15 protein-coding genes, 1 tRNA gene and 1 pseudogene are annotated in these 16,762 nt (G+C 59.8%); 12 read left to right on the top strand and 5 right to left on the bottom strand.

Annotated elements, in window-relative coordinates; translation table 11 throughout:
- Positions 1–2: 2 nt before the first annotated feature.
- Positions 3–704, top strand: coding sequence for an ABC transporter ATP-binding protein (locus tag DXA43_RS06655; protein ID WP_117774297.1), 702 nt, complete (start codon positions 3–5; stop codon positions 702–704).
- Positions 705–764: 60 nt separating this feature from the next.
- Here the strand turns inward: DXA43_RS06655 and DXA43_RS06650 are convergent.
- From DXA43_RS06650 to DXA43_RS06635, 4 genes and pseudogenes are all read right to left on the bottom strand, one after another.
- Positions 765–962 (bottom strand): annotated as a pseudogene (locus DXA43_RS06650) (transposase); the annotation flags it as partial.
- 251 nt (positions 963–1,213) lie between these two features.
- On the bottom strand, positions 1,214–1,477 hold the full coding sequence (locus DXA43_RS06645) for a hypothetical protein (protein ID WP_117786370.1): 264 nt from the start codon (positions 1,475–1,477) through the stop codon (positions 1,214–1,216).
- A 14-nt stretch (positions 1,478–1,491) separates the two neighbouring features.
- A complete protein-coding gene (locus DXA43_RS06640; RefSeq protein ID WP_117806621.1) occupies positions 1,492–2,124 on the bottom strand; it encodes a DUF1700 domain-containing protein in 633 nt (210 codons plus the stop codon).
- Positions 2,111–2,431 carry a PadR family transcriptional regulator gene (locus DXA43_RS06635; RefSeq protein ID WP_187362357.1) on the bottom strand — a complete coding sequence of 107 codons (321 nt, stop codon included), beginning with the start codon at positions 2,429–2,431 and terminating at the stop codon, positions 2,111–2,113. The genes DXA43_RS06640 and DXA43_RS06635 overlap by 14 nt, the downstream gene beginning before the upstream one ends.
- A 284-nt stretch (positions 2,432–2,715) precedes the next feature.
- Between DXA43_RS06635 and DXA43_RS06630 the strand changes: the two genes are divergently transcribed.
- Positions 2,716–3,393: a copper homeostasis protein CutC gene (locus tag DXA43_RS06630; protein WP_117806620.1), complete on the top strand. Its 678-nt coding sequence runs from the start codon at positions 2,716–2,718 to the stop codon at positions 3,391–3,393.
- A 3-nt stretch (positions 3,394–3,396) separates the two neighbouring features.
- The gene (locus DXA43_RS06625; protein ID WP_117806619.1) at positions 3,397–4,194 is read left to right on the top strand and encodes a DUF4931 domain-containing protein; all 798 of its coding nucleotides are present in this window, start codon (positions 3,397–3,399) and stop codon (positions 4,192–4,194) included.
- A gap of 30 nt (positions 4,195–4,224) precedes the next feature.
- On the opposite strand, the gene DXA43_RS06620 is transcribed toward DXA43_RS06625, so the two are convergent.
- On the bottom strand, positions 4,225–5,223 hold the full coding sequence (locus DXA43_RS06620) for a bile acid:sodium symporter family protein (protein ID WP_117806618.1): 999 nt from the start codon (positions 5,221–5,223) through the stop codon (positions 4,225–4,227).
- Between the two features lie 275 nt (positions 5,224–5,498).
- Here DXA43_RS06620 and recJ point away from each other — a divergent pair, with 275 nt between their 5' ends.
- The 9 genes from recJ (at position 5,499) to rplT (ending at position 16,433) form a co-directional block, all read left to right on the top strand.
- A complete protein-coding gene (recJ, locus tag DXA43_RS06615) occupies positions 5,499–8,786 on the top strand; it encodes a single-stranded-DNA-specific exonuclease RecJ (protein WP_117806617.1) in 3,288 nt (1,095 codons plus the stop codon).
- A gap of 15 nt (positions 8,787–8,801) precedes the next feature.
- Positions 8,802–11,162 (top strand): bifunctional (p)ppGpp synthetase/guanosine-3',5'-bis(diphosphate) 3'-pyrophosphohydrolase, encoded by a 2,361-nt coding sequence (locus tag DXA43_RS06610; RefSeq protein ID WP_117806616.1) that lies wholly within the window; start codon positions 8,802–8,804, stop codon positions 11,160–11,162.
- Positions 11,163–11,246: 84 nt separating this feature from the next.
- Positions 11,247–11,930, top strand: a complete 684-nt coding sequence (locus DXA43_RS06605) for an MBL fold metallo-hydrolase (RefSeq protein WP_117806615.1) — start codon at positions 11,247–11,249, stop codon at positions 11,928–11,930.
- A 194-nt stretch (positions 11,931–12,124) separates the two neighbouring features.
- On the top strand, positions 12,125–12,991 hold the full coding sequence (gene fba / locus DXA43_RS06600) for a class II fructose-1,6-bisphosphate aldolase (protein ID WP_035137086.1): 867 nt from the start codon (positions 12,125–12,127) through the stop codon (positions 12,989–12,991).
- A 251-nt stretch (positions 12,992–13,242) separates the two neighbouring features.
- Positions 13,243–14,676: a transglutaminase-like domain-containing protein gene (locus DXA43_RS06595; protein WP_117778876.1), complete on the top strand. Its 1,434-nt coding sequence runs from the start codon at positions 13,243–13,245 to the stop codon at positions 14,674–14,676.
- 39 nt (positions 14,677–14,715) lie between these two features.
- Positions 14,716–14,802: transfer RNA gene (locus tag DXA43_RS06590), tRNA-Leu, on the top strand.
- A gap of 431 nt (positions 14,803–15,233) precedes the next feature.
- Positions 15,234–15,803 (top strand): translation initiation factor IF-3, encoded by a 570-nt coding sequence (gene infC, locus DXA43_RS06585; protein WP_089573296.1) that lies wholly within the window; start codon positions 15,234–15,236, stop codon positions 15,801–15,803.
- A 32-nt stretch (positions 15,804–15,835) separates the two neighbouring features.
- Complete coding sequence (gene rpmI / locus DXA43_RS06580; RefSeq protein WP_006234422.1) at positions 15,836–16,027, top strand: 50S ribosomal protein L35; 192 nt, start codon at positions 15,836–15,838, stop codon at positions 16,025–16,027.
- A gap of 46 nt (positions 16,028–16,073) precedes the next feature.
- Positions 16,074–16,433 carry a 50S ribosomal protein L20 gene (gene rplT / locus DXA43_RS06575; protein ID WP_006234421.1) on the top strand — a complete coding sequence of 120 codons (360 nt, stop codon included), beginning with the start codon at positions 16,074–16,076 and terminating at the stop codon, positions 16,431–16,433.
- Positions 16,434–16,762: the final 329 nt, after the last annotated feature.

The raw sequence follows: 16,762 nt of genomic DNA, 5'->3' as shown, positions 1-16,762 counted from the left end.
CGATGCTTTCCGTCTACAACATCAACGTCTGGTACGGCGCCATCCACGCCATCAAGGACATCTCCTTTAACGTTAACGAGGGCGAGATCGTGGCTCTGATCGGCGCGAACGGTGCCGGTAAGTCCACGACGCTCAAGACCGTCTCGGGCCTGCTACGCTCTAAGACCGGCTCCATCAAGTTTATGGGCGAGGACATTACCCATACGCCCGCCGACAAGCTGGTTGGTAAGGGTCTGGCTCAGGTTCCCGAGGGTCGTCGCGCCTTTTTGCAGATGACGGTCGAGGAGAACCTGGAAATGGGCGCCTATACGCAGCCCAAGTCAACGGTGGCTCCGGGCCTTGAGCGCGTCTACGAGCAGTTCCCGCGCCTGAAGGAACGCCGTCGCCAGGTCGCCGGTACCCTTTCGGGCGGCGAGCAGCAGATGCTCGTTATGGGCCGCGCTCTTATGAGTAACCCTAAGCTGCTCATGCTCGATGAGCCCTCTATGGGCTTGGCACCGATTCTGATTGAGCAGATCTTCCAGATCGTCGAGGACCTGCATAAGGCCGGGACCACGGTGCTCCTGGTCGAGCAAAACGCACAGATGGCGCTTTCCATCGCCACACGCGGCTATGTGCTCGAGACCGGCAAGATCACCATGACCGGCAGCGGCCAAGAGCTGCTCCACGACGATAACGTTCGCAAGGCATATCTGGGCGGCTAGGGACTTCCGCCGTTCTGCCGAACGGCGGACCGGCCGGCGCTGTGCGGGCGCCCTGATCGACGTGCCGAAGCTCCTCACCCTTGGGGCTATGCCGCGGTACGAGGCCAGGTGGTCATGGTCCGGGAACCTCGCGATGTCGAATGACACCGCGAGGTTCGCCGCCGTCCTCGGCGGCCTCGGCCCCCGAGTGGGCGATCCCCACGCGCTAACGCCTGCAAACAAGGGGATCGCCAAGACGCCGCCGGGCACCTCCGTCATAGACGTGGAAGTGCGGCCGCGCTGAAGCTCTGCGCGGTGTCTGCTCGCTTATGTGCGCATCACGAAGGAAGACCAGATCGGTGAGCGGGATTGGCCCGAAGTCGAGAGATTCCCATCAGCCTCTCGTCGGTCGATGACCGGTTCACCACGCAGGAAGAGCGTGACGGAAGGTCTCGCAAAAAGGCTCCGAGCGCGGTGTGCTCATGCCCGTCGTGGTGCGCCCGAAGGGGGGACGGCTGCTACGAGCTCGATCATTTGCGAGGAGAAGACGAACCAGTCGTTGCAGATCCAATATGGATCTCGCCGACCTCGGCAAGCTGCTCGATGAGTGGAAGCCCTGTCGGGTCGTCTATTTCAACACCACCCAGAATGATGGTGTCATCGCGCAGGTCGATCTGCGTGTTGAACACAGCGAGGTTAAAGCCGGAGGCCACAAATCCGATAGCAGCCAGGACGAGCCCCGTGGCAACAAGCCCACCCGCTACGGCAAGGTAAATCCTTTTTACGCTGGACATGTTTGCACTCCTTCCTATGCCGTGAGCGGCGCCGCTTCAGCGCCCATGCGGCTCTTATTGCCTCGATCTTTCCAGAAGGGCGAAACGGCTTTCTTCGCCCAAAGGGCAGAGAGGCGCGCGATCTGCTTGGACGCCGTCCAGGCGCCGGCTCCCGTGAGGAGCGCCACACCGATGGAAGCGAATCCCATTCCCATCGAGGCCAAAACGTACGGAACATGCCCGATAATGATGCCGTCCACGGCGAACAGGAGCCCTACCAGGCCCGCGCCCCCGAATGCCGCGGCCACGATCCACACGCAGAGCGCAAGAACCCAAATACAGATGTAGACTGCAGCGGCAACGGCGACGAACGCGAGCAGCAGCGGAATCCATACCGGAGAGCCCACGATGGCGAGCGCCCATAGAAGTGCCGTGCTCTTGCGCTTGGTCCTCGCGATCGCGCGCGGCACGGCGGGCAGTTCGTCGAGCGTTGCCTCGGCGGCCTCACCGGGCGTGCCCATGGCGGCCACAGCCTCGGCCTCCGTCATGCCGTCCTCCATACGGTCGGCGATGGCCTCCGCGTAGAACTCCTGCGTTTCCTTTACCTGATCTGCCGGCAGGCAGGCCAGAAGCTCGCCCAGCCGGTTCAAGAACTCATCGCGCGTCATGGTGCGCCCCCTCCACGTAACGGTAGATCTCCTGCACGGATGGCCATTCGGCGAGGAACTCGGCGATACGCTCGCGCCCGGCGTCCGTGATGCGGTAGTACCTCCGCAGCCGCCCGTTGTGTTCGGCGGAGCGCGCGGTGATGCAGCCCGCCTTCTCCAGGCGCTTGAGCAACGGATAGAGCGTGGATTCCGTGAGCCCCATACTCGCGGGCACGTCCTTCACGATCTGATAGCCGTAGGATTCCTCGCCCGAGACGGCCGCGAGCACGCAGGCCTCGAGGAAGCCGCGCTTCATCTGTGCCTCCATCCGCACACCTCCTTTCGTAGTATACTGTGTAACACCTACTATATGACACATAGTATATGATGTCAACAGTTGTCGTATAGGGAGTCCGGTCTGTCTGTCCCCTGCGGGTACTCATTGGGGACGTACTTAAATGAGTACCCATCGCTCAAGGTGGCACCTGGGGACGTTCCTTATGTGCCGGCACTTTGGGACACTCCTTGTCAAGGTTTTGTTCCATCGTGCGGGTTGCTATTTAACGTGCGACAATGCCGTATGAAAATCGAAATGTCTCCTGGGGGCTATCTATGCTGTACGAGTTTTGTGCCGAGAACTTTGAGCGTGTGCCGGCGGCTATCGATGCCGGTGCTAAGCGCATCGAGTTGTGCGACAACCTTGCCGTCGGTGGTACCACGCCCTCGGCCGGCGTTATCAGCACTACGGTCAGCTATGCTCACGAGCATGACGCGCGAGTGATGTGCATGATTCGCCCGCGTGGCGGTGACTTTCACTACAACCAGGACGAGCTGCGCATGATGGAGATGGACTTGGGTCTTGCCGTGAGCGCCGGCGTTGACGGCCTGGTCTTTGGCTGCTGCAAGCCCTGTGCCGGCGGCTGGGCGCTCGACGAGCTCACCCTCGGCGCCCTCGTGATGGCTACGGGCTGCGCGACCGAGGAGTGCAAGCGCGGGGCCATCGATATCACCTTCCACATGGCCTTTGACCAGCTCTCGCTCGAGGCTCAGCTCGATGCCATTGACGCACTCGCCGACTGCGGCATCACGCGCATCCTGACGCATGGTGGTGCTGCCGGAACGCCGATCGAGGACAACCTGGAGCACCTGTCGCGTCTTGTCGAGTATGCGGGCGACCGCCTGACCATTCTTCCCGGTGGCGGCATTTCCACGGCCAATCGCGATACCGTGGCGGCGGCACTGGGCGTCTCCGAACTCCATGGCACCAAGATCGTGCCGCTGGAGGTATAACCCGTGGCGCTGGTATTTGACGTTCAGCAGGCGAACGGTAAGCCCGACGACAACCGTCGTCCCGGCACCGCGTGCCCCTTTTGCGATACCGAGGAACTCGCCAATATCATCCGGCGCGACGGTGGCTGCATCTGGCTCGAGAATAAGTTTAAGACCTTGCGGGCCACTCGCCAGACCGTATTGATTGAGTCGTCCGACCACGACGCCGACCTGGTGACCTATGCGCCGGACGAGCTGCATCATGTTATGCGGTTTGCCCTGGATTGCTGGCAGCGGATGATTGACTCCCGACAGTATCGCAGCGTTCTCATGTACAAGAACAAGGGCCCACTTTCGGGCGGCAGTCTGGTCCATCCGCACATGCAGATTGTGGGTTTGGAGCAAGAAGACGGCTATGCTTCGCTGGCTTCCGCCAATTTCGAAGGCATCAATGTCTGGCGGCAGGGGAGAATCTCGGTCAACGTCTCAACCGAGCCGATCATGGGATTCTTTGAGGTTAACGTCTCGGCTCCACAGGGAATCGCCGCCAGCGACGACGCCCGCGACCAAGCCGAAGCGGACCTGTTTGCCGATGCGATTCAGGTGGCCCTGCGCTATATCCTGCACGAACACCACGGCGGTCGCGCGGAGTCGTACAACTTGTTCTTCTACCACATGGACGGCCGGACCATTGCCAAGGCGTTGCCACGTTGGGTGGTTTCGCCCTACTTTGTCGGCTATCGTTTGGCCCAAGTCAATGCCGAGACGACGCTCGATATCGATGCTGAGCGTCTGCGTGCGCATCTGGAAACGCTCGTATAGCAAGACTAACACCCACGTAATGCGGACAGCCTAGCGCGCCATGGCATCGCGGCCAGCCTTGACCCGCTTGCGCTGGGCGGCGCGCTCCTCGCCGGTCAGGCGCTCAAAGAGATGCCCGATAATCGAGGCCAGCACCTGCTGAAACAGCGTGCCGCACATGACGGGGAACACGACCTCGCCCGGAAAGTACTGCGTGGCGATGACGGCACCCGAAGAGATGTTGCGCATGCCGCAGGTAAAGCACATGGTAGTCGTCTCGCTATATGGCAGATGCAGCGCACGTGCGACCAGAAAACCGACGACAAAGCCGCTGATGGCGAAGACCAAAATAAAGAGGGCGACTTCCAGGCGCACCGCGTTTATGTGTAGCACGTACTCGCTCATAGCGGTGGAGTTGGACGCGATGACGCCCATCATCATGAACTTGCAGGCGGGCGAGAGCACGGGAGAGAGTTTCTCGTGGCCCCAGCCGCGCGTGAGTTCATTGATGGCAATACCGAGCACAGCGGGGATGGCGATCATAAAGGCCATGTTCTGCATCATGCTCGGCACGTCGATCGAGACGGTGGCGCCCAGCAGGAGCTTGAGCGTAAGCGGAATCGTCACAGGTGAGATGACCGAGGACGTCAGGATGATGGTGAGCGCGAGCGGGCCGTTGCCGCCGAACATGCTGATCCACATAAAAGCGGTGACGGCCACGGGCACGCTGTATTCGAGCACAATGCCGCAGACAAGGTTGGGGTTGGAGCCAAAGAAGAGTGACCCCATGGCATACGCCGCGATGGGAATAAGCACCGCCGAGACGAGCAGCGCCAAGACTAGGTGCAACGGACGGCGGAACACCTCGGTTACCTGGTGAAAGGTGTTGCTGAGCGCACCCTGAAACGTCATAAAGGCAAACAAGGTGGGAACGATGGGCTTGAGTACGCCAATCTGTTGGGGAAAGAGCACGCCGAGTGCCACGCAAATCGGAACGATGACCTGCATGTGCCCCGCAAGAAACTTGCCCAGTCCAACCCATTGCTTCATATGCTCTTGTGACTCCCTTTGCTCGTGAATCCGTTTTGAATGGATATGCTAGACGCTCGCATGCGTCCGTGCGTCAGAAACGCTCGATTATTTCGAGGGTATTACCGCCCTCGTTTATCGAAACCGCGGCGTGCTGGACGTTGTGCGTCCGCGCTGCACGGTATAATAAATCCGTTCAACAGATCTGCCTGCCGAAGCGGGTATACACAGAGGACTCATCGCTATGAACCGTGAGAGGTATCGCGGCGACCTGCCCCTATCGGGGGTGGGCGCCTATGTCATCGCTTAAGACGACGCATCGCTGGGCAGTCGCTCGGCAAAACCCCGAGCTCGAAAAGGAGCTTTCGGCTGGCCTGGGCATACCCGGGCTGGTGGCGCGCATTATGGTTGCGCACGGCATAACATCCATCGAGGAAGGCCAGCTGTTTTTGACGCCTTCGCTCGATCGCGACTGGGCCGACCCACTCATTATTCCGGGCATGGCGGTCGTTGCCGACCGCGTCGAGCGCGCTATTCGCAACCACGAGCACATCGCGGTCTTTGGCGATTTTGACGTCGACGGCATTACGTCGACTTGTCTGTTGACCGAGGCGCTACGTTCGTTTGGCGCCAACGTCACGCCGTTTATTCCGCATCGCTTTGACGAGGGCTACGGCCTGTCGCGTGCGGCGCTCGACCGCGTCAACGAGCTCGCCCAACCCAACCTGATCGTGACCGTCGATAACGGCATTGCCGCCAAGGAGGAGGTCTCCTATCTGGAGAGCCTGGGGATCGATTTGGTGGTCACGGACCATCACGAGCCGTCCGACCAGGTGCCGCAGGGCGTGCCCCTGACCGACCCCAAGCTCGAGGACGAGGGTCCCTCGCGCGAGCTTGCCGGTGCCGGTGTGGCGCTCAAGCTGGTGCAGGTCCTGGGCGAGCGTTTGGGCAAGCCGTCGTATTGGCGTTCGCTGATCGAGGTCGCGGCGCTTGGCACCGTGTCCGACATGATGCCGCTCACGCCCGAGAATCGCGCACTGGTCGCCGAGGGCATCCAACAGATGCGCGTGACGGCCCGTCCCGGCTATATCGCGCTTGCCGCACTTGCCAAGGCCGACCTTTCTACCATTACGGCCGACGGCCTGTCGTTTTCGCTCATCCCTCGTCTGAATGCTGCCGGCCGCATGGCTGATCCCAAACTGGCGCTCGACCTGCTGCTTGCCCGCGATCCTATCGAGGCAAGTGCACTGGCAGCCGAGCTCGAGGAAATCAACCGTCAGCGCCGCGAGATCGAGGCGGAGCTCACACGCGACGCCATGGCAAAGGTCGAGGAGACCTATGACGGCGGTCGCGCAATCGTCGTGGGTGGCGAGGGCTGGCACGAGGGCGTCAAGGGTATCGTAGCGAGCCGCCTGACCAACCGTTATCACGTGCCGGCGCTGCTCTTCTCGATTGAGGACGGCGTTGCGCGCGGATCGGGTCGCTCGGTGGGCAAGGTCAACCTGTTCGACGCCGTCGAGCGTTGTTCCGACCTGCTGATTCGTCGCGGCGGACATGCCGGTGCGGTGGGTGTGACCATCGAGGCATCCAAGCTCGATGAGTTCCGCCGCCGCCTTTCCGCCGTGCTATCGGAGCTTCCCGCCGAGGACTTTGAAGACACCGACGAGGTTGCCGCCACCGTCGACCTCTCCGAGTTAAATATCGAGACCATCGAGCAGATTTCCCGTCTTGAGCCGTTTGGCCAGGGCAATAAGGTGCCGTTGCTGGCCGCCGAGGGCGTGACGATGTGTGATCGCGCCGTGGTGGGCAAAACCGGCGAACACATGCGCTTCGTGGCGACCGATGGCGCCGCGAGTGTGCCGGCCATCATGTTCCGCGTGCCGCAGATCGATAGGCTCATCAATTGCGACAGCGCCGTCGACTTGGTGTTCGAGGCCGTGGCCGAGCATTGGCAGGGACGCGTGAAGCCCAAGCTCATGATCAAGGATGTTCTGGTCCGCGATACCACGCTGCCCAGCGTCGACGATCCGGCATGCGAGCTTCGTCGTGGCGTACAGCCGGCGGATTCCGGCCTGCGCCTGGAGTCGCGTAAGCGCGAGACGCTCGCCCAGCTTTCCTATACCGAGCTCACGCGCTCGCTTATCCATAGCTTTATCGGATCGAACCAGCCGCACCGCGCGCAGGTTGAGGCGCTCGATGCCTTGGCCGACCACCAGAGCGTCTTGGCCGTTATGGGAACGGGCCGCGGCAAGTCTCTCATCTTCCATGTACATGCTGCGCGCGAGGCTGTCCTTCGCGGACGTGCGAGCATCTTTGTCTATCCGCTGCGTGCGCTTGTTGCCGACCAGGCCTATCACCTCTCGTCGACGATGGCAGCGCTTGGCATTGGCGTTGGCGTGCTGACCGGCGAGACCGTGGAGGCCGCACGCGATGATGTGTTCGCCGGCCTAGCTTCGGGCCGCACCGGTATCGTGCTCACGACGCCCGAGTTCCTATCTATCCACCGTGACCGCTTCGCGCGTTCGGGCCGCATCGGCTTTGTCGTTATCGATGAGGCGCACCACGCCGGCCTTGCCAAGGGCGGCGACCGCAGCGCCTATCTCGACATGCCCGATATCCTCAAAGCCCTGGGCGACCCGGTTGTTATGGCTGCGACGGCCACCGCAACGGCTCCGGTCGTGGCCGAGCTTGCCCGCATGCTGCCGATCACTCGCACGGTGGTCGACGAGACGGTGCGCGAGAACCTGCAGCTCGAGGACGACCGCGACCTTGCGAGCCGCGAGAACCGTTTGGTGTCGATCGTGGCGACGGGGGAGAAGACCGTCATCTACGTTAATTCGCGCGACCAGTCCGTGGCGCTCGCCAAGACGTTGCGCAAGCGTGTGCCCGATTGCGCAACCCATATCGCGTTCTATAACGCGGGTCTTGCGCGCCCCGATCGCCGCCGCGTGGAGGAAGCATTCCGAGACGGCAGCCTCAGTTGCATCGTCTCGACTTCGGCCTTTGGCGAGGGCGTCAACCTTCCCGATATTCGCCATGTCGTGCTCTATCACATGCCGTTTGGCGCGATTGAGTTTAACCAGATGAGTGGCCGCGCCGGTCGCGATGGACAGCCCGCCGTGATTCACCTGCTCTATTCGTCGCGCGACGCCCGCATTAACGAGCGCCTACTCGACTGCTATGCGCCCGAGCGCGACGAGCTCGTCACGCTCTATCGCGCGCTGCAAACCATGTGGCGCTCCAACCGCGGCAAGACCGGGGACGATTCCTTTAGCGCGAGCGATATCGACATCGCGCAGATGTGCCTTGCCATCGATGCTCGCACGCCGGTCGATGAGCGCTCGGTGGAAAGTGGCCTGGGAATCTTCGAAGAGCTTGGCTTCTGTCGCGTTTCGGGGTTTGACGACACCCGTCGCATCGCGATGGCCGAAAACCCCGGCCGTGTGCAATTGAGCAGGTCAATTCGCTATTTGGAGGGCTTGCGCTCGCGCATGGAGTTCTCGGCTTTCCGGAGTTGGGCGCTCGATTCGTGCGCTTCTGATATGCTAGCCAAAGTTAACCGCCCGATCGTACCGCGGGCCTAGGGGAAGGGGACCTCGATGGATGCCGCAGCCCGTACCGCCCATGATTCCGCCCTCCAGCCGTTCTCGGAGATGGAGCACTATAAGCATGCCGATGAGCTGCCGCCCGAGATTATGGCGGACAGCTACGACAAGCTGGAGCGCCTGTGCCTCAAATATATGAATGAGGACGACTTTTCTAAGGTGGAGCAGGCCTATTGTTTTGCTGCCGAGAAGCACTGCAACCAAAAGCGCCGCTCGGGTGAGATGTACATCAACCATCCCGTCGAGGTAGCCATCATTTTGGCCGATCTCAAGATGGACTGCGATGTGGTGTGCGCCGCGCTGCTGCACGATACCGTCGAGGATACCGAGACCTCGCTTGCCGATGTTTCCGGCCTGTTTGGCGATACGGTGGCCGAGCTCGTCGATGGCGTGACCAAGCTCACCAACATCGAAGTCGACAGCATGGACGAGAAACAGGCGCTCACGCTGCGAAAGATGTTCCTCGCCATGTCCAAGGACATCCGCGTCATCATCGTTAAGCTTGCCGACCGTCTGCACAACATGCGCACCCTTGCGGCCCTGCGTGAGGACCGTCGCTTGTTTAAGGCCCGCGAGACCATGGACGTGTATGCGCCCCTGGCCGACCGTCTGGGCATGAGCTCCATTAAATGGGAACTCGAGGATCTGTCCTTCTTCTACCTTGAACCCGACGCCTACCAGCGCATCGCACGCATGGTGGCGGAGTCGCGCGAGGTCCGTGAGCGCTATCTGGCCGAGACCATCAAGACACTCACCGACGAGCTCAACCGCATTGGCCTGGAGGGCTTTCAGATCAACGGCCGTTCCAAGCACTATTGGTCCATCTACCAAAAGATGAAGCGCAAGGGCAAGGAATTTTCCGAGATCTACGACCTGGTGGCACTGCGCGTCATCACGCATTCGGTGCGCGATTGCTATTCCACGCTCGGTGCGGTGCATACGCTGTGGCACCCCATGCCCGGGCGCTTTAAAGACTATATCGCCATGCCCAAGGTCAATAACTACCAGTCGCTCCACACGACGGTTATCGGCCCCACGGCTCGTCCGCTCGAGATTCAGATTCGTACCTACGAGATGCACGAGCAGGCCGAGTACGGTATTGCCGCCCACTGGCTCTATAAGAAGTCGGGCGGATCGTCCGCGTCTAAGACCAATGATGCCCAGCGCTTGGACGACCAGATTAACTGGCTCAAACATTCGCTCGATTGGGCTGCGTCTGATGAGATCACCGACGCCAAGGAATACCTGCATTCGCTGAAGGTCGACCTCTTCGATCAGGAGATTTTCGTCTTTACGCCCAAGGGCGAGGTCATGGCGCTTCGTGCCGGCTCCACGCCGCTCGACTTTGCCTACGCCGTTCACACCGAGGTGGGAAACCACTGCGTCGGCGCTAAGATCAACGGTGCGGTGGCCCCGCTCACGCACGAGATCAAGACGGGCGACCGTGTCGAGATTCTGACCAACAAGAGTTCCAAGCCGTCGCGTGATTGGCTCAAGATCGTTAAGACACCTTCCGCCAAGTCAAAGATCCGCCGTTACTTCGCCGCCGCGACCAAGGACGACGACGCTGCCGCCGGCCGCGATATACTGGCTAAGGACCTGCGCAAGCGCGGATATGGCATCTCTACGCCACGATCCACGCGTGCGCTCAACGCCGTGGCGGAGCAGTTTAACTATAAACAGCTCGAGGACCTGTTTGCCGCCGTTGGTGCGGGCAAAGTCGCCCCACGTGCCGTTGGCAATAAGGTCGAGCAAATCTTGGACCCCAAACCCGAGGAACAGCTCACCAAGGCCGAGGCTATCGCCGAGGTCGTCAAGCAGCCTGCCCGCGGCTCCAACCGCAAGCCGCAAAAGCGCGGCAAGAGCGCCAGCAACGGCATTATCGTCAAGGGCGAGAGCAACAGCGGCCTGCTGGTCCGTCTGGCCCATTGCTGCAACCCCGTGACGGGCGACGACATCGTCGGCTTCATCACGCGCGGTCGTGGCGTTTCGGTGCATCGCGCCAACTGCCCCAACGTCAAGGGTCTTATGGAGCATCCCGAGCGCATGATCGATGTGGAATGGGACGGCGCTGCCGACACCCTCTTCCAGGTCGAGATCGTGGTCGAGTGCCTGGACCGCATGGGCCTGCTCAAGGATGTCACCATTGCCATTGGCGATGCGGGTGGCAATATCCTTTCTGCCGCCACGTCGACCAACCGCGAGGGTATTGCAACCCTGCGCTTTATGGTCGAGATCTCGGACGCGAGTGGTCTGGATCCGCTGCTGGCCTCTATCAGCAGCGTTGACTCGGTCTACGACGCGCGTCGCTTGATGCCCGGCGAGGGTGGAGCCCAGCTTAAGCGCCGCGTTTAGTCGCGACGAACGTGCCACATTATCGATATTCGCTACACTCGAGGCATCGTTTGATGCCTCGAGTTCTATAGAGAGGAGAGGGACATGAGTGCTGTGTCCTTGGATTTAACTCCCAAGGGATCGATCGAGATCGAGACGCTCGTAAACGGTCCCATTCAGACCAATAGCTATGCTGTCATTTCGGACAATGAGTGCGTGATTATCGACCCCGCATGGGAAGGCGAGCGCTTGGTGGAGCATATTCGAGCCGAGCATCCCGGCGTACGCGTGTTTGGCGCCGTATGCACTCATGGCCATGCCGATCATGTTGGTGGTGTTGCCGGCGTGCGAACCACCGTTGGCGAGGGCTGCCAGTATGAGCTGTGTGCTAAGGATGTGGCGGTGCCGCATGCGAACATCGAGGAACAGCGAGCTATGTGGGGCATTGAGACGCCTGACCCCGGGGAGCCGACGCACCTGCTCGCCGAGGGAGATGCTATCAAGGTGGGCGATATCTACCTGCAGGTGATCGAGACGCCAGGGCATACGCCGGGCGGGATCGTCTTGTTTGCTGCCACCGAGCAGGGGAACATTGCCTTTGTGGGCGACACCCTGTTTCCGGGTGGGCACGGCCGCACCGATCTTTCTGGAGGAGACGAGGCGGCGATTCTGCGCTCGCTCTCCAAGCTCGCCCGGCTTCTCCCGCCCGATACCGTTTGCCTAACCGGTCATGGCGATTCGACCACCATGGCACGCGAGCTCATGCAGAACCCTTTCATGCAGATTTAGCTTAATAGTCGGCTTTTGAAGCACGAGAAGCGTCCAAACGTCAAGCTATTTTTCCCCAACGGGTCGATTTCGTAGGGCAAACGGTCAAAAAAGTCTGTTTGGACGATATTCGTGAACAAACGAACGTTTATGCTCGGGTGCGCCGTGGTAAAATCTCAGGCGTTATCGGAGCAACCTTACAGGAGGTTTCTTTTATGCTCGTCAACGCAGCAGACATGCTCAAGAAGGCCGAGGCCGGCAAGTACGGTCTTGGTGCCTTCAACACCAACAACCTCGAGTGGACCCTGGCTATTCTCCAGGCCGCCGAGGAGGCCAAGTCTCCGCTGATCCTTCAGTGCACCGCTGGTGCCGCTAAGTGGATGGGCGGTTTCAAGGTCTGCGCCGACATGGTCAAGGCTGCCGTCGAGGCCACGGGCGTTACCGTTCCCGTCGCCCTTCACCTCGATCACGGTTCTTACGAGGATTGCTTCAAGTGCATCGAGGCCGGCTTCACGTCCATCATGTATGACGGCTCTCACGAGGAGACCTTCCAGCTTAACCTCGACCGCACCAAGGAGCTCGTTGAGCTTGCCCACTCCAAGGGCATGTCCATCGAGGCCGAGGTCGGCGGCATCGGCGGCACCGAGGACGGCGTGACCTCCAGCGGCGAGCTCGCTGATCCTGCTGAGTGCAAGCAGATCGCTGACCTGGGTGTCGACTTCCTCGCCTGCGGCATCGGCAACATCCACGGCGTGTACCCCGCCGACTGGGCTGGTCTTTCCTTCGAGCGTCTGGGCGAGATTAAGGCCCAGACCGGTGACCTGCCCCTCGTTCTGCACGGTGGCACCGGCATCCCCGAGGATCAGATCAAGAAGGCCATCTCCCTGGGCATCTCCAAGATCAACGTCAACACCGACCTGCAGCTCGTCTTCGCCAAGGGCGTCCGCGAGTACATCGAGGCTGGCAAGGATCAGCAGGGCAAGGGCTTTGACCCCCGCAAGCTCCTCAAGCCTGGTCGCGACAACATCGTTGCCCGCACCAAGGAGCTCATGGAGGAGTTTGGCTCCGTCAACAAGGCGTAAGCGTCGCTAAACTTCCCGCCGGAAGCCCCGTCCCCCTACACTGTTTCCTTTGCGCTCACCTGGCTTTGCCAGAAGTCGCGCCAAGAAAACAGCTCCGGGGGACGGGGCTTCCTTCGTTTAACGCCGCAGGGTTACGAGGCTGAATTATTTATTTGACTACCGTTCAGCGGTGTTGATGGCTCCCTTGTTGGGGCTTTCTTTTTATCTCGCTACAATGGGCTTCAAGCGTTCTAGTGACTTGGAGTTTTGGTATGGCTGTTATTAATGTGCTGCCTTCGGATGGGAAGGTTATTGACGAGGGTCCAGTTGGTTGCTCTGCTGATGTTTGCTGTGATGACTTTCGTCATCTCGATGTTGGACTGCCGCCCGAGATTCTTCGTCTTATGGATGCCGGGTATTTGACGCAGGCTGTTGCTGCCTGCGATCGCCTTTTGGAGCAGAACCCCGAGCCTTCGCTGGCTGCTTGTGTTCGTGCCGAGCGGTATCGCATGCTCGAGACGCCGCTTCATTTTTCGGTGTCGCGCGACCAGGCTATTGCGATGATTCGCGAGGAGTGGCCAGAGTTTACCGAAGAGCAGTTTGATGACCTGATTAATCGTAAGCGTATTGACTGGCGCTTTATCGATGGCGAACTGTTCGTTCTCGACAACTTCCTCGATTCGCTTCGCGTATATCCCAAAGAGGTTCCCGGCATGCGGCCCGATTCTACGGACGGAATAGCACTGCGCAACGAGATGCTCAAGGAGATGGAGTCACAAAACGGATTGGCTCGCGTCATTACGCTTAAAGCGTCCGTGTCTGTCCCCGGCGCTCTGGAAGGGGAGACCGTTCGCGCGTGGCTACCCGTTGCCGCCGCCTGTCGTCAACAGTCTCATATCGAGGTTCTCGATATGACGCCGGAGGGTGCTGTTGCCCCCGCGAATGCTTCGGCGCGTACCGCCTCGTGGTCTTCTTCGAGTGAGCGCTCATTCTCGGTGACCTATCGCTATCAAATTGATGCCGCTTATCGTGATGTCTATGGGGGTGCGCTTCCGGTGCATCCTTGCATGGACGCGCCACTGCCCGTGGACACCTCCGAGGACCGTCCGCACATTGCATTCACGCCGTATCTACAGCAGCTGACAGCCCGTGTCATTGACGGGCTCGAGGATCCGCTCGATCGCGCCCGTGCTATCTATGATTACCTGACGCAGTACATCGACTATCGCTATCAGCCGCCGTACTTGCTTTTGGGATCTATTGCCGATGACTGCGCCCATTCGCTCCGCGGCGATTGCGGCGTTATGGCGCTCACGTTTATCACCATGTGCCGTATCGCGGGCGTGCCTGCCCGTTGGCAGAGCGGCCTGTATGTTGCGCCCGATTCGGTGGGGTCGCACGACTGGGCAGAGTTCTATACGCCGCAGACCGGATGGCTCAACGCCGACGTGTCATTTGGATCTTCTGCTCGCAGGATGGGGGAGGAGTGGCGCCGCCGTCACTACTTTGGCAATCTCGACCCGTGGCGTATGGTGGCCAACAATCGATTCCAGGCAGAGTTTGAGCCCTCTTTCGACGGCATGCGCGAGGACCCTTACGATAACCAGATGGGTGAGGCTTCGGTCGACGGTCGCGGATGCCGTCGGCGCGAGATGCTCCGCACGGTCGAACTCATCGAAATGCTCGAAGTTCCATTTTCGGACTAATCGGTAGAAAGCTGTGATAAACTAACTCACGCATTGCGTGCCCGAGTGGCGGAATTGGCAGACGCAGTGGACTCAAAATCCACCGTTGGCAACAACGTGCGAGTTCGAGTCTCGCCTCGGGCACCATACATGCAAGTGAGCGTTCAAGGGGGTTGCGGCCCCCTTTTTCGTGCCGAACTCGCGTGAGCGCGCGAAGCGTTAAGCAAACAGGCCTGTGGCCTGTTTGTAGCGGAGCGTGGCGAGGGCGCCACGCGCCCGAAGCCCGGGGCTTCGCGAAGCGAAGGCCCTTCGAGTCTCGCCTCGAGCACCATACATGCAAGCGAGTGTTCAAGGGGGTCAAGGTCCCTTTTTCGTGTACGTAATGTGATAACGCGCTGTACGTGTTATTATTCGCAAGGCGTTGTTCCCACAATGCCCTAAAGAGGAACCTGAGGGTTCCCACCTTTTGGCGCCAATGAGCAGCTGACTGGTCATACAACTTAGATTCCCTTCCTCAAATCGAGGAAGTCTATGTGTACGACCTGGTTGCTGAGAAGCGCCGGGTTATTTTTTTATGAATGGAGGTAGGGAAAATAGCTAAGTCTGATGACACCCGCATCAACGACGAGATCACTGCATCTTCGTGTCGTTTGATTGGCGTCGATGGCTCTCAGCTCGGCCTGTTCGCCATCCGCGATGCCCAGCGCGTCGCCGACGATCAGGGTCTCGACCTGGTCGAGATCGCTCCCAACGCGGAGCCGCCGGTCTGCAAGGTCATGGACTACGGTAAGTTCAAGTACCAGCAGGCCATGAAGGCCAAGGCTGCTCGTAAGAACCAGTCCAAGGTCGAGGTCAAGGAAATGAAGTTCCGACCCAAGATCGACGTTGGCGACTACGAGACCAAGAAGGGCCACGTTCTGCGTTTCCTCAAGAAGGGCGCACGCGTTAAGATCACCATCATGTTCCGCGGCCGCGAGATGGCTCACCCGGAGCAGGGCCTTAACGTTCTCGAGCGTCTCGCCGAGGATCTCAAGCCTTACGCTACGGTCGAGTCCAAGCCTAAGATGGAAGGCCGTAACATGCTTATGCTGCTCGCCCCGATTAAGGGCGCCTTCGATGAGGATAAAGCGGCAAGCGATAGCAAGTAACTAGTGTTCTGTAACCGATTAAGGAGTATTTCATGCCTAAGATGAAGTCCCACAGCGGCACCAAGAAGCGTTTCCGCAAGACTGGTACCGGCAAGCTTATGCGCGCCAAGGCTTTCAAGAGCCACATCCTGAGCAAGAAGTCCACCAAGCGTAAGCGTGGCTTCCGTCAGGAGACCGAGATCGCCGCTGCCGACCGCAAGGTCATCAAGTCGCGTCTCGCCTAAGTTCGCGTTCCCGTTTTTCGTTTTACCGTCTAGGAGTTGATAGAACATGGCACGTATTAAGCGCGCTGTTGCCGCCAAGAAGAAGCGCCGTACCGTTATGCACCGTGCGAAGGGTTACTACGGTGCCGCTTCGCGTACTTACAAGCATGCTAAAGAGCAGGTCCAGCACTCCCTGCAGTATCAGTATCGTGATCGCCGCAACAAGAAGCGCGAGATCCGTTCTCTCTGGATCACTCGTATCAACGCTGCTGCTCGCCTGAACGATATTTCTTACTCTCAGTTCATGCACGGCCTGAAGGTTGCCGGCATCGAGCTCGACCGCAAGGTCCTGGCTCAGATGGCTTACGAGGACATCGAGTCCTTCAACGAGCTGGCTACCATCGCCAAGAAGGCTCTCGAAGCCTAATAGATTCTCTTGAATCGCTAGGGGAGTGTCGCGTTGTGCGCGGCGCTCCCTCTTTTTATCTGAAGCGCGGTTTACATTGCTAAAAGCGCGGGTAGATAGACACTTACAGGTGACCGATCTCTATATATTCCTGAACCAAAGGGTCATCATCTGATACGTGCGGAAGATCCGCACCAGTCTTTCTATTAGCTATAGAAAGCGATATGTTGTGTAGGACTTGTGAAGAGTGGAATTGACGTCCCACAGGGCTTCGCGGTCTGGCAATATATCTCCTTGCCGCGTGGCCCGGTCGGACCGGATCAGCCGCCAGGCGTGCACCTTGAGAACCG

This window comes from Collinsella sp. OF02-10, from assembly GCF_003463445.1.
Classification (GTDB): Bacteria; Actinomycetota; Coriobacteriia; order Coriobacteriales; family Coriobacteriaceae; genus Collinsella.
Note: the sequence above shows the minus strand (reverse complement) of the source record. Positions and strands in the feature narration are given on the sequence as shown.

Bases quoted from the DNA above. Each gene is read 5' to 3' on its own strand.
- DXA43_RS06655 (WP_117774297.1), top strand. From the start codon at position 3: ATGCTTTCCGTCTACAACATCAACGTCTGGTACGGCGCCATCCACGCC.
- DXA43_RS06645 (WP_117786370.1), bottom strand. From the start codon at position 1,477: ATGTCCAGCGTAAAAAGGATTTACCTTGCCGTAGCGGGTGGGCTTGTT.
- DXA43_RS06640 (WP_117806621.1), bottom strand. From the start codon at position 2,124: ATGACGCGCGATGAGTTCTTGAACCGGCTGGGCGAGCTTCTGGCCTGC.
- DXA43_RS06635 (WP_187362357.1), bottom strand. From the start codon at position 2,431: ATGGAGGCACAGATGAAGCGCGGCTTCCTCGAGGCCTGCGTGCTCGCG.
- DXA43_RS06630 (WP_117806620.1), top strand. From the start codon at position 2,716: ATGCTGTACGAGTTTTGTGCCGAGAACTTTGAGCGTGTGCCGGCGGCT.
- DXA43_RS06620 (WP_117806618.1), bottom strand. From the start codon at position 5,223: ATGAAGCAATGGGTTGGACTGGGCAAGTTTCTTGCGGGGCACATGCAG.
- recJ (WP_117806617.1), top strand. From the start codon at position 5,499: ATGTCATCGCTTAAGACGACGCATCGCTGGGCAGTCGCTCGGCAAAAC.
- DXA43_RS06610 (WP_117806616.1), top strand. From the start codon at position 8,802: ATGGATGCCGCAGCCCGTACCGCCCATGATTCCGCCCTCCAGCCGTTC.
- DXA43_RS06605 (WP_117806615.1), top strand. From the start codon at position 11,247: ATGAGTGCTGTGTCCTTGGATTTAACTCCCAAGGGATCGATCGAGATC.
- fba (WP_035137086.1), top strand. From the start codon at position 12,125: ATGCTCGTCAACGCAGCAGACATGCTCAAGAAGGCCGAGGCCGGCAAG.
- DXA43_RS06595 (WP_117778876.1), top strand. From the start codon at position 13,243: ATGGCTGTTATTAATGTGCTGCCTTCGGATGGGAAGGTTATTGACGAG.
- infC (WP_089573296.1), top strand. From the start codon at position 15,234: ATGGAGGTAGGGAAAATAGCTAAGTCTGATGACACCCGCATCAACGAC.
- rpmI (WP_006234422.1), top strand. From the start codon at position 15,836: ATGCCTAAGATGAAGTCCCACAGCGGCACCAAGAAGCGTTTCCGCAAG.
- rplT (WP_006234421.1), top strand. From the start codon at position 16,074: ATGGCACGTATTAAGCGCGCTGTTGCCGCCAAGAAGAAGCGCCGTACC.